At 66.9% G+C, this 11,563-nt stretch carries 11 protein-coding genes; 6 read left to right on the top strand and 5 right to left on the bottom strand.

The features are described from left to right. Positions 1-88 precede the first annotated feature (88 nt). The 5 genes from MKK63_RS05935 to MKK63_RS05915 form a co-directional block, all read right to left on the bottom strand. Positions 89-1,339 carry an NAD(P)/FAD-dependent oxidoreductase gene (locus tag MKK63_RS05935; protein ID WP_243999616.1) on the bottom strand — a complete coding sequence of 417 codons (1,251 nt, stop codon included), beginning with the start codon at positions 1,337-1,339 and terminating at the stop codon, positions 89-91. A 151-nt stretch (positions 1,340-1,490) separates the two neighbouring features. Beyond that, positions 1,491-2,261, bottom strand: coding sequence for an ABC transporter permease (locus MKK63_RS05930; protein ID WP_243999614.1), 771 nt, complete (start codon positions 2,259-2,261; stop codon positions 1,491-1,493). A 3-nt stretch (positions 2,262-2,264) separates the two neighbouring features. After that, positions 2,265-3,098, bottom strand: a complete 834-nt coding sequence (locus MKK63_RS05925) for an ABC transporter permease (RefSeq protein WP_243999602.1) — start codon at positions 3,096-3,098, stop codon at positions 2,265-2,267. Continuing rightward, positions 3,098-4,255: an ABC transporter ATP-binding protein gene (locus tag MKK63_RS05920; RefSeq protein WP_243999600.1), complete on the bottom strand. Its 1,158-nt coding sequence runs from the start codon at positions 4,253-4,255 to the stop codon at positions 3,098-3,100. Before MKK63_RS05920 ends, MKK63_RS05925 begins: the two co-directional genes overlap by 1 nt. A 17-nt stretch (positions 4,256-4,272) precedes the next feature. Beyond that, a complete protein-coding gene (locus MKK63_RS05915) occupies positions 4,273-5,340 on the bottom strand; it encodes an ABC transporter substrate-binding protein (protein WP_243999598.1) in 1,068 nt (355 codons plus the stop codon). 201 nt (positions 5,341-5,541) lie between these two features. On the opposite strand from MKK63_RS05915, the gene MKK63_RS05910 reads away from it, so the two are divergent. From MKK63_RS05910 to MKK63_RS05885, 6 genes are all read left to right on the top strand, one after another. Then, positions 5,542-6,822, top strand: a complete 1,281-nt coding sequence (locus MKK63_RS05910) for an NAD(P)/FAD-dependent oxidoreductase (RefSeq protein ID WP_243999596.1) — start codon at positions 5,542-5,544, stop codon at positions 6,820-6,822. Between the two features lie 349 nt (positions 6,823-7,171). Continuing rightward, a complete protein-coding gene (locus MKK63_RS05905) occupies positions 7,172-7,690 on the top strand; it encodes a DUF1993 family protein (RefSeq protein ID WP_243999594.1) in 519 nt (172 codons plus the stop codon). A gap of 523 nt (positions 7,691-8,213) precedes the next feature. Next, positions 8,214-9,029, top strand: coding sequence for a DUF3658 domain-containing protein (locus MKK63_RS05900; protein WP_243999592.1), 816 nt, complete (start codon positions 8,214-8,216; stop codon positions 9,027-9,029). A 236-nt stretch (positions 9,030-9,265) separates the two neighbouring features. Beyond that, positions 9,266-9,571: a putative quinol monooxygenase gene (locus tag MKK63_RS05895; RefSeq protein WP_243999590.1), complete on the top strand. Its 306-nt coding sequence runs from the start codon at positions 9,266-9,268 to the stop codon at positions 9,569-9,571. A gap of 510 nt (positions 9,572-10,081) precedes the next feature. Continuing rightward, positions 10,082-10,945, top strand: coding sequence for a hypothetical protein (locus tag MKK63_RS05890; RefSeq protein WP_243999588.1), 864 nt, complete (start codon positions 10,082-10,084; stop codon positions 10,943-10,945). Positions 10,946-11,098: 153 nt separating this feature from the next. Continuing rightward, the gene (locus tag MKK63_RS05885; protein ID WP_243999682.1) at positions 11,099-11,494 is read left to right on the top strand and encodes a DUF4149 domain-containing protein; all 396 of its coding nucleotides are present in this window, start codon (positions 11,099-11,101) and stop codon (positions 11,492-11,494) included. Positions 11,495-11,563 lie beyond the last annotated feature (69 nt).

Genomic DNA, 11,563 nt, shown 5'->3' with positions numbered 1-11,563 from the left:
GCCTCCTGAGGCGGCCTCACCCTCCGCTTGAGGTCTCGCCGCGTCATCGCCGCTAGATCCGTCTCAGGGCGAGCGGCCGCACTTGCGCTCAGGACGCGAAGCGGCCGACGGCGTAAGGGGCCGGATCGATCGGGGCCGCGCGCCGTGCCAGAAGCGCGGCGACCAGGCGCCCGCTCGGCGGGCCGGCGGTCATGCCGTAGTGGCCATGGCCGAACGCCAGGTGCAGGCCCGGCTGTTGCGGGACCGGACCGAGCACGGGCAGCGTGTCCGGGAGTGAGGGGCGGAAACCGAGCCACAGCTGCGGCTCCCCGTGAGTGAGGCCGGGAAAGAGCGCACGCGCGTGCTCGGCCAGGATCCGGGCGCGGGTCTCGTCCGGCGGGGCGTCGAGGCCCGCGAACTCGACCGTTCCGGCCGCGCGCAGGCCCCCTTCCATCGGCGTCACCCCGAAACCGCGCGACTTGTAGCTGATCGTGTAGCGCGGCTCGATCGAGGGCGCGGGCAACATGGCGTGGTAGCCGCGCTCGGTCTCGAGCGGCACGCGCACGCCGAGCGGATCGAGCAGCGCCTTCGACCACGCGCCGCCCGCGACCACGACGTCGGCGGCGACGCGGTTCGCGACGTTGGTCCAGACCGTGAAGCCGCCGCCCTCGCGCGGGATGAGCTTCAGGGCCCGCTCGGCGACGATCGTGCCGCCCTCTCCGCGCAGACGCTCGGCCAGGGCCCCGACGAGCCTGGCGGGGCTGATCGTGTAGCCGTTGCCGGGCACGAGGAGCGCGCGCCGCACGGCGCGGGAGATGCCGGGCACCATCTGCTGCAGGTCGTCGGCCCCGAGCACCTGCGCCTCGATGCCGTGCCGCTCGCGGATCTGCCGCTCGACGCGCGCGCCCGCGCTCTCGCCCTCGCCGTCCCAAACCTGGATCTGGCCGGTGCGCCGGACGAGCTCGCCGAACGCCTGCGGTCCGATCAGGTCCTGCCAGCAGGCGAACGCGTCCTTGTGCAGGGCGCGCAGCGCGTCCGAGATCGCTAGGACGCGCTCGATCCGCCCCTCCTTGATCCAGCGCATCAGCCAGGGCAGCGCGGTGGGCAAGTAGGAGGGGTGGACGACGAGGGGTCCCTTCTTGTCCCGGAGCCAGCCGGGCACCTGGCGCAGCATGCCGGGCATCGCGATCGGCGAGGCCGTGTCGGCGCTGATCATGCCGGCGTTGCCGTAGGAGGCGCCGCCGCCCGGCGGCAGCGGATCGATCACGGTGACATCCCGGCCGGCGCGCCGGAGGTAGAGCGCGGTCGACAGTCCGACCACGCCCGCGCCGAGGACGATCGCGGTGTTCTCATCGCTCATGCAGCGTCTCCGGCGGCCGAGGACAGGCGGTGGTTCGACCGTGCTTGGTCGGACGGATGGCGTTTGGATCCCGCTCCGGCGATCGCGGACCGCGCGTCGCCCGCACGGTGCGGGCGGGATCGTGGGAGCGGGGCGAGAACCGGGCATGGGGTCATGTGGCCCGGCGCCGGCGCAGGAGCGCGTCTGCGGCCAGGATCACGCCCGTGACGCCGATCAGAAACGCGCTGACCGCCGCCACCGTCGGCTCGACCTGCATGTGCAGGCTGTTCCAGATGCGCACCGGCAGGGTCTGCGTGGCCGCGTTGGTGAGGAAGAGTGAGATGATGAGCTCGTCGAAGGAGGTCAGGAACGCGAACAGGGCGGCCGAGGCGAGGCCGGGTGCGGCGAGCGGCACGACGATCGTGCGCAGCGTCCGCGCGCGGCTCGCGCCCAGGCCCAGGGCCGCCTGCTCCAGGCGCAGGTCGACGGCTTGCAGCGCGGACAACAGGATCAGCAGGACGACCGGGAAGGCGATCACCGCGTGGCACAGGCCGACCCAGACCACGCTCCCGACCAGCCCGAGGCGCGCGGACGCGTAGTACATGGCGATCGCCGTGACGACGGTCGGCGAGACGATCGGCAGGAGTGCGACGGCCAGGATCAGCCGCTTGGCCGGGAACGCGCCGCGCACGAGCGCGTAGGCTGCCAGGAACCCGACCCCAGTGGCGACGAAGCAGGCCACGCCGCCGATCGCGAGGCTCGACCACAGCGCGGCACGCCAGGCCGGATCGCCGAGGAAGGCCGCGAACCAGCGCAGCGACAGGGAGGTGGGCGGGAAGCGCAGGAGGGTGCCGCCGCTGAAGCCCAGCACCACCACGATGCCGATCGGCAGGATCAGGAGCAGGCAGGCGCATCCGACGAACAGCGGCAGAGCGGCGCGCACGCTTCAGGCCCCCATCATGCGCCGCAGATCCGTCACGCGGGCATAGATCGCGAAAAGGATCAGGGTCGCTGTGAGCAAGACCACCGACATCACGGCCGCGCTCGGCCAGTCGATCAGGATCTCGACCGCCCGCTCGATCAGCATCGCGACGGTGACGTCGCCGGGGCCGCCTATCAGCGCGGGCGTGATGAAGAAGCCGAGCGCCAGGATGAGAACGATGAGCGAGCCCGACACCACACCAGGGACGGACAGCGGGAAATAAACGCGCCGAAACAGGTAGAGCGGGCTCGCCCCGAGGGCGCGCCCGGCCCGCAGCAGGCTCGGATCGATCGCCTTCATGGTCGCGTAGAGGGTGAGCACCATGTAGGGCAGCAGCACGTAGGCCATGCCGACCACGATCGCGAAGATGTTGTAGAGGAGCGCCAGGGGCGCCCCGACGAGCCCCGATGCGCCCAGGAGTTCGTTGATGAGCCCGCTGCGGCCGAGCACCACGGTCAGCGCGTAGGTCCGAACGATCACGCTGGTGAAGTACGGCACGATCACGCAGAACACGACGAGCGCGGCGCGCCAGCCGCGGCGGTTGGCCAAGTAGAACGCGATCGGGTAGCCGATCACCAAGGTCGCGAGCGTGACGAGGACTGAGACCCAGAGCGTCGTGAGCGCGGCTACCTGCATTGAGCGCGCGGTCAGGACGTCGACGAAGAGCGCCGGCACCTCGGCGGGCGCCGTCTCGACGAACAGGGTCCGCGCCAGGAACCAGGCGAGCGGCCCGAGGAACAAAAGCGCGAGCAGGCCGAGCGCGGGCAGGAGCAGGAGCCACGTTCTGTCCCGTCCCATCAGGCCGCGTCCGGCGGCAGGATGACCGTGTCGGCCGGAGACCACGCAAGGGCGACGCGCTCGCCGAGCTCCGGGTGGTGATGGGCGGCCACGTTCGGGGCGTCGGCGGTCACGAGCGCGCCGCTGCCCGTCTCGACGGCGTAGCGCACGACGCTGCCGAGGAAGGACGCGCGCCGCACCGTGCCGCTCAGGCGGTTGACACCGTCGCGCGGCGGATCGGCTAAAGGGTGCAGGGTCAGCTTCTCCGGGCGCACGAACAGCTCACCCTCAGTCCCCGCCGTGCGCGTTGACGGATCGTCCGCGTGCAGGACTGTCCCGTCCCTGAGCTGAAACGCGACGCGGCCTGGGCAGGACGTCACCACTGCGCCCGGTAGGAGGTTCGCCTCGCCCAGGAAGCGGGCGGTGAAGGCGTTGGCCGGACGCTCGTAGACGTCGCGGGGCGCGCCGATCTGCTCGACGCGGCCGCGGCTCATGATCGCCACGCGATCGGACAAGTTCATCGCCTCCTCCTGGTCGTGAGTGACGTAGAGGACGGTCATGCCGAGCCGCCGCTGGATCTCCTTGATCTCGACCTGCAGGTCGTAGCGGAGGTTCTTGTCGAGGGCGCCGAGCGGCTCGTCCATGAGCACGACGGGCGGCTGGAACACGATCGCCCGGGCGATGGCCACGCGCTGCTGCTGCCCGCCCGAGAGCTGGCGCGCGTAGCGGTCGGACAGGTGCCCGAGCTGGACGAGGTCAAGGGCGGCTGCGACCCGCTCGCGCACGAGCGCCTTCGGCATCCCGCGCGCCCGAAGCGGGAATGCCACGTTCTCGAACATGTCCATGTGCGGGAAGATCGCGTAGTTCTGGAAGACCATCCCGAAGCCCCGCCGCTCCGGGGGCACAGCCGCGAGGTCGACCCCGTCAACCAGGAGGCGCCCGGCGTCGATCGCCGCGAACCCCGCGACCATCATCAGGGTCGTGGTCTTGCCCGAGCCGGAGGGTCCGAGCAGCGAGAAGAACTCGCCCGCCTGGATGCGGGTGTCGAAGCGGTCAACAACAGTCTCGGAGCCGTAAATCTTGGTCAGCCCCTGAAGCTCCAACGCCTTGCCGGCTGGTGCCGAGATGGAAGCTGCCGCGCGCTCGTGCGGGCGGGCGAGGCCGACGGCGCCCGGCACGGTCGCGCCCCGTCCGATCACAGCACCCAATTTGACCAAGCGCGGCTCACTTTGGTTCGATTGGCCGACCACCAGTTGATGTCGTTCTTGAAGCCCTTCGACACGGTCCAGGGCGTGCCGGTCGCGGGATCGAGCAGGAGCTTCGAGGTGTGCGGGTAGACCTTGGTGTTGACCGGGATCGCCTTGTACTCGGCGAGCCAGCGCTTCTGCACGTCCTCGCTGATCGAGTAATCGATGAACTTGAGCGCGGCCTCGGGCGCTTTGGCCCCTTTCGGTATGGCGTAGGACTGCACCAGGACCTGGTTCTGGTTCCACTGGATGCCGAGCGGCGCGCCGCCGTCGATGGAGGCCTGGGCGCGGGTATTCCAGAGCACGCCGAGCACGGCCTCCTTGTCAGCCATCATCTGCGCTGACAACGCGCCGGTGTCCCAGAACTTGGGCACGCTGGGCTTGATCCGGCCCATGGATTTCAGGGCGCGCTCGATATCGACGGGGTAGACCTTGTCCATCGCCACGCCGTCGGCGAGGAGCGCGATCTCGAGGTTCGGGGCCCCGGACTCGATGCCGGCCAGCGTGCGCGGCCCTGGAAACGCCTGCGTGTCCCAGAATTCGGCCCAGGATTTCGGCTCGGAGCCGGGCTTGAACACGTCCGTGCGGTAGCACAGCACGAACGCGTACACGAACGAGCCGACTTGATAGGGGAGCTTCAGGCTCGGATCGATGTCCTCGAGCTTCGTGTAGCGAAACGCGCCGTAGTCGATCGGGACGAGGGCACCCGCCTCCTCGAGCATGAGGTTGGCGTCGTTACCGGTGTCGATACAGTCGATCTCGACCTGCCCGGCCTTGTACATGGCGAGCAGCTTGCCCACCGTGCTCGGGACGGGCACGATCTCGATGCCGGTCTCCTTCAGGAAAGGCTCGTAGACCGTCCGGCGCTTGATCTCGTCGAAGGAGCCGCCGGGGGTGCGCACGCGCAGCTGCGTGGCGGCCCGGGCGGGATTCGTGATCACGGCCGGCATGGCGAGCAATGCCGTGCCGCCTATGACGAGGCTGCGCCGCGTCGGGGTCGTGGACAGCTTCGGCACCGCGGGCTCCCATTACCTCGGCGCGGAGTTTAGGCGCAGGAAATACTGCCCGGCTAGTAGAAATCACGGGCGATTCTGATCGCATTTGCGACGTCCCGCACACGCAGCGGGCTGCCGGGGTGGTCCGCGGTCTAGCCCCGCGCTTGCATACTCACGTCGGAGATCGGAGCGTGGTCTCGCCGGCCGTCGAAGGGAGCGCCCATGATCAAGAGCGAGCCGTACTGGTGGCAGGCGGCACCTCTGGCCGCGTCGGACCCTATGCCCGTGCGCGACAGCTCCGACGTGGTCATCGTCGGCGCGGGCTATACTGGGCTGTCCGCGGCGCTAACGCTGGCTCGGGCCGGCCGCAGCGTTCAGGTCTTCGACCGCCAGAGACCCGGCGAGGGCGCTTCCTCTCGCAACGGCGGCATCACGAGCGGAAATCTGCGCCCGTCCCTCGCCGCGTTGACGAAGCGGTTCGGCGCCGAGCGGGCGGCCGCCCTCGTGGCCGAGTCCAAGGCGGCGCGCGAGGACCTTTATCGGTTCATCGCCGAGGAAGGCATCGACTGCGACTTCAAGCTTGTCGGCCGCTTCGCCGGCGCCTCCCGGGCCGCCGACTACGACCGCCTGGCGCGGGAGGCCGATCACCTCCGCGGCGCGTTCGGCATCGAGGCCCACCCGGTCATGCGGAGCGAGCAGCGCAGCTACATCGGTACGACGTTCTACCATGGCGGCAACATCCGCATGGACATCGGGGGCTTGCATCCGGCCAAACTGCACGCCGCGATGCTCCGCCTCGTCCAGGACGCGGGCGCCCTCGTGCACGGCGAGACCGCCGTTCTCGGTATCCGCGGCGAGGCCGGGGGCTACGAGGTCCTGACCGCGCGGGGTGCGGTCCGCGCCGGCCACGTGATCGTCGGCACCAACGGCTACACGGACCGGTTCGACCGATGGCTGCGCAGCCGGCTCGTGCCCGTGCGCAGCCGCATTATCGCGACCGTGCCGCTCTCGACCAACCTCATGGGCGAATTGATGCCGAGCCTTATGATGTATTCAGAGACGCGCAAGCTCCATTACTACTACCGGCCCTCGCCCGACGGGACACGCATCCTGTTCGGGGGGCGCGACGGGACGATCGCCGGCGAGGCGGAATGGCCGACCGCGAGCCTGCGGCGCGCGCTCGCCGACATCTTCCCCCAGCTCGACGGCGTCGCGATCGAGCACAGCTGGTACGGCAACGTCGCTATGAACCGCGACATGATCCCTCGCATCTTCGCGCGAGACGGCCGGCGCTACGCCGCGGGCTACTGCGGATCGGGCGTGGTGTGGGCGCGATGGGCCGGGCGGAAGGCGGCGCATCAGGTTTTGAGCGATCAGGCTGGAGGCTCGGCCCTCGACTTCCGCCCGCCGCGGTGGGTCCCGCTTATCGCTGGCAAGGCGTGGTTCATGCCGGCTGTGTTCGGCTGGCTGCGCTTCCGGGATCGGTCAGCCGCTCGGGGATGAGAGCATCCCAGTGCAAGAGCTGCCGCGTCAGCCCCTCGCGCTGTCCGCTTCTCGGCGCCTGGCGTAACCGTTCGAACGGCGGGAATGGGCGCTTTGCCGAAGGTCCGGTCTTGTAAGCGATGGCGCCGCGGCGTGACGTAGTTTGGCCGTAAGCTGCTGTTCCGCTTTGGAGAAGGTCCGCGGTAAAAGCGGACGCGCGGCTTCCGACCCAACCCAGCCGCCCGAACCGCTCCCGTCGCTTCTCCAAAGCGGATGTTCGTCCGCGGTTTGGCAACTCCGTTCGACGCAGCCTTAGACGGTGTGCGCTTTCGCACCGTGTCTTTGAAAGCAGGTGCTTTAGCCAGCTCAGATGAGCATCAGCATCCACGACGTCAGCGTCCCCGTCTTCGTCAACGCGCTTCGCAACATGAGCACGTGGCTCGACAAGGCGGCATCGGAAAAGCCGGAGGCCGAGTTGCTCATCCGGCGGCTGGCTCCGGACATGAGGCCACTGCCTGCCCAGTACCAAATGGCGTCCGACAGCGCGAAGAACGCGGTGGCACGGCTCGCTGGGATCGAAGCGCCCTCGATGCCCGACGTCGAGGCGACCTTCGCTGAACTCAAGGAGCGCTGTGCCAGGACGATTACCTTCGTTGAAGGCATTGATCCGGCGGCGTTGGCCTCAGGCGCGGAGCGGGAAATCGAGCTGAAGTTTCCGAACGGCATGGGATACCGCTTCAACGGGCAGGCCTATCTCACCGGCTTCGCGCTTCCGAACTTCTTCTTCCACGTGACCACAGCCTACGGGATCCTCCGCGGCGCTGGAGTGAGCCTCGGCAAGCCGGATTTTCTGCAGCATCTCGGGCCGCCGAACATTCACGCCGCGTAGTAGTCGCTCCGGCTCCCCCCAAGTCCAAAGCCGACCTGCCGGATCAGGTGAACGCGCGCATGTCGCCTTCGCCGCGGCAGTTTCTATGTCGTGGACCGAGCCAAACCGCTGCAGGTGCGTCCTGGGTGCGGCTGAGTGTGACCAAGTAAATGATGCAGGATCTCGCCGTCCGCTCTCATGCCTCAGTTTCGCGCAAGCAGACGGTCAGAGATCCACCCATCTCAGGCGCTCACGCGGGCCCTGAGCGGTGACCAGGATTGGCCGAAAGCAATCGGTCCGTTTCGGAGCAGGGCCGCCGGAAAAGCGGACAGGCTCCTACCGACCCAACATGGTCGTCCACGCTCGTCTGCCCTTCGCCCAAAACCGGACGCAGGATCGACGCTTAGCGGGGAGGGATCACGACAACCTCGGGATGCTGTTACCAAACGATACACAGTAGCCCAGCAGGATCACATCACAGCCATGTCGGATGGTGACAATGCTTCCAGCCGCCCTGATTACTATGCGGCAATGAGGATCGCAGATGCCCAGTGAGGCCGAAGTCGTCCACGTGGCATGGGGTGTGAGCAGGGCGGACACCATTCGTGACGCCCTGCGGTCGCAGGGCGACGAAGCGCGGGTCATCGCGCTCTCAGGCTCCTTGCATTTCGGGCCCATCGATCCGCCGGACCCAGATGTTCGCCACGCGTGGCTCAGAGCCGTCATGCGACCCGATCCCTACGCCGATCAGCGTGAGGCAGAGGAGCCATGGATGGAAGTTACGTCACCCCGCGTGCATCTGGTCTACTGGGTCTGCATGAGCGACGCGGCCGAGAACGCCAGTTTTCTCGAATTCGCGTTCCGCATGAATGGCCGCCCGTTCGACATCATCGACGCCACGGCTCTCGACTTCGTCACGCGCGACGGCATTCGAAAGCCCTGGTCGCTTGGGATCATGCGCCGCGAGGACATCGTCGCGTCTGGCCTAAGGGACAAGCGACGCGTCTTCTCTCGGACCGAGCGCGACGCCGCCGCTGCTGCGTGGACGGCATTGAGGAGCGAGAATGCACCGCTGCGCATAGTGCGCGACGGCCGCTTGGTCTCGGCTCCACTGACACACTACGACGCCGCGCTCATGTCCCAAGCCACACGAGACTGGGAAGTAGCCGCACGAGTGATCGGGCGCACCATGCAACACCTGACCGACGAGGTTGACCCACCCGGTCAGGTGGTTAGCGACATCGTTCTGTTCGGTCGTCTCCAGTCACTTGGAGATGCAGGATACTTTGAGATCAAGGGATCGGGACCGGGTATGCGCGATTACGAGGTCAGGAAGCCTACCACCCGGTTGCCCGCCTGAGATGTCGAGGAGGGCGCTGCCCGGTATCAGCCGACCGAGGCTCTTGAGGCGGATCTCAGTGGCTGATTAAGCGAACGTCCTATCTCGCGCTGCTGATCCTCCAAAGCCGACTGGCAGAAAATCACTTCAAGTCGCCATTCGGCTTCCGATCCGCCTCGACCTCCGACCCCGTTGCTAGAGGCCCATAAATCGGCCATTCGGCAGTAATTGGCTGTCCGCCAAATTGAGGGACCGGCATGACCTTACAGGATCGGCCTGCTTACATAATCAGGATGCGGGCCAAGCCCGGAACCAGAGACAGGCTCTTCGAACTTGCCACCATCGGTATGGCGAAATCCGGCGCCTCGGATCGCTACATCATCGCGCGGGAAGACGGCAACCCCGATGTGCTTTGGAACATCGAAGTGTTCAACTCCGACGAAGCCAAAGATAGGTATGAGAATAGCCCGCTTGCAGATAGTCTGCGGGACGAGATCATCGAGCTTCTCGCCGAACCACCGATGCGCATAGCCGTCCACCCATATTCAGCTTCCCCTGCCTGATCCTACTTGCCGAAGCCCTGCCAGTTCTAATCGAGCCTTGCCCCTGGTAATAACCAGCAACGCCCGCCAAACGGCGGCTTTCGTTGTTGGCCACCTCGGAAGCGGATCAGCCGCTTTCCACCCATCTTAGACGCTTAGGCCAGCGCTTCGTGTAGGCTGCATCTGGACGAAAGCTGCCGGTCCGCTTCGGAGGCGGGCGACCACGAAAGCGGACGCTCTCCAACCAACCCAATTCTGTCGTCAGGTTGATCTTCCCCGGTCACCAGAAGCGGACGCATGAAAGTCCGATCTTACCGGATGTCAGGAAGATCGACCCGAGGGACTGGGCTGCAACCCGCGAGCGACTAGCCTGACCAGACCCGCTCGGCAACCTTTACGCAGGTGCGAAAAGTTCCATGCGACGCTGGCTCGGCTCAAGGCCGAGCTTCATTGAAGCCCCACTGAGCAAGCGTATCCCGAACACTGATATTGCCGTCGCCCGTCATGGGCATTGAACGATCGAGACTTCCCATGTCCACCCTCATCCGCGCCGGCCTCTCGCTCGGCGCCCTGGCCATTTTCGCCGGCCTGCCTCGGCTCGCCTCGACCGAGGCCGCCATGACTGCGGGTCGCATCGCCGTCGATCAGCTGTCCGACAGCGACATCGCTCCGTTGAAGACGCAGATCGCGGCTGACCTCGCCGGCGGCTCCACGCTGCCGTTCCTGGCACTCCTCGCCGTTCTAGCAGTGATCTGGCTGGCTCCCGCCCGCCGGGTGCCACTCGCCGTCTTGGTCCTGGGCCTTGCCTCTGCCGCAGCGCCCGAGCCCGCGCGCGCCTACTTCAGCAAGTACGACTACGGCGAGTACATCGAGATCCTACCGAACCAATCAGCCTTTGTGATCTCGGAGAGCGGGGACACGAAGACAACGCAGGCGCAGTTTGGCTCGGAGCGCTTCCTCTCCGAGAGCAAGGTCGCGGCCAAGCGTGTCCAGATCCCGCACACCAAGCTGCCCAACACCGGCACGCTGTCAGACTATTATGTGCCAGCCGCGCGTTTGATCATCGTCGACCGAACGCCCGTCTCGCGCGAGTGGACGACCTCGTCCAACCGGGGCACTTCGGCCGCCGATCAGGGCTTCCGCTTCGAGACCGCCGACTCGATCGGGCTCTCGACCTCGGTGGTGATCTCCGCCTTCGTAAAGGAAGAGGACGCAGCCAAGTTCCTGTACTGGTTCGGTACCAAGCCCTCGGCCCAGGACACGGACGAGGCGCGCTTCGCCTCGGTCCTCTACGGCCGATCGCTAGCCGAGGTGGTCGACGGCAACGTCCATCGCACTGTGCATGGACGCGCATGCCAACTTGGCGATCAGCGACGTGTTCAATGCCTGCACTAAACAGACACTGAAAGACTCGATCTGAGCGTCGCCCCCCACCTCGCTCGTGAAGCAAGAGAGTATTCTCCCGAGGAAGGAGCACGGCATCGATGGGGCCGAGGGAACCGAACGCCACCCGCAAGGGCGATCAGAAAATCATGAGGCTTGAAACCGATGCTCTCGCAAACAGCTATCCTCCTGACCGCCCTCCTGTTCGGCGGGATGATCCTGTACTCATTCGGCTTCGCCACGTTCTTGTTTAGCGCTCTGCCCGCCGACGCGGCAGGCCCGCTCCTGCGCCGCGCCTTCCCGCACTTCTACGTTTTCGTCATAGGGTGCGCCCTCTTCGGCGCAGCGCTGACAGCCAGCATCGATAGGACCTCCGCTCTCATTTTGGGGCTCATCGCCGTCACGGCACTCCTCGCGCGCCAAATCCTCATGCCGGCCATCAACGGGGCGACCGACATGGGCAATCGTAGACGTTTCGGCGTGCTTCATACCGGGTCGGTGCTGGTCACCTTGGCTCACATCGCCGGATCGTCCGCGGTGATCCTGAGGCTTTCCGCCTAGGTTTTTGATCCCTCGGTGTGGTGGTACGGTCGGCCACCAAGCCGTTCGGGACGCGGAACCGGCCATGTC

Source organism: Methylobacterium sp. J-088 (genome assembly GCF_022829295.1).
GTDB lineage: Bacteria > Pseudomonadota > Alphaproteobacteria > Rhizobiales > Beijerinckiaceae > Methylobacterium.
This window is presented reverse-complemented; position numbering and strand designations above follow the sequence as displayed.

Excerpts from the sequence above, each read along its gene's own strand:
- MKK63_RS05925 (WP_243999602.1), bottom strand. The coding sequence starts at position 3,098 with ATGGGACGGGACAGAACGTGGCTCCTGCTCCTGCCCGCGCTCGGCCTG.
- MKK63_RS05900 (WP_243999592.1), top strand. The coding sequence starts at position 8,214 with ATGCCCAGTGAGGCCGAAGTCGTCCACGTGGCATGGGGTGTGAGCAGG.
- MKK63_RS05910 (WP_243999596.1), top strand. The coding sequence starts at position 5,542 with ATGATCAAGAGCGAGCCGTACTGGTGGCAGGCGGCACCTCTGGCCGCG.
- MKK63_RS05905 (WP_243999594.1), top strand. The coding sequence starts at position 7,172 with ATGAGCATCAGCATCCACGACGTCAGCGTCCCCGTCTTCGTCAACGCG.
- MKK63_RS05890 (WP_243999588.1), top strand. The coding sequence starts at position 10,082 with ATGTCCACCCTCATCCGCGCCGGCCTCTCGCTCGGCGCCCTGGCCATT.
- MKK63_RS05895 (WP_243999590.1), top strand. The coding sequence starts at position 9,266 with ATGACCTTACAGGATCGGCCTGCTTACATAATCAGGATGCGGGCCAAG.
- MKK63_RS05935 (WP_243999616.1), bottom strand. The coding sequence starts at position 1,339 with ATGAGCGATGAGAACACCGCGATCGTCCTCGGCGCGGGCGTGGTCGGA.
- MKK63_RS05885 (WP_243999682.1), top strand. The coding sequence starts at position 11,099 with ATGCTCTCGCAAACAGCTATCCTCCTGACCGCCCTCCTGTTCGGCGGG.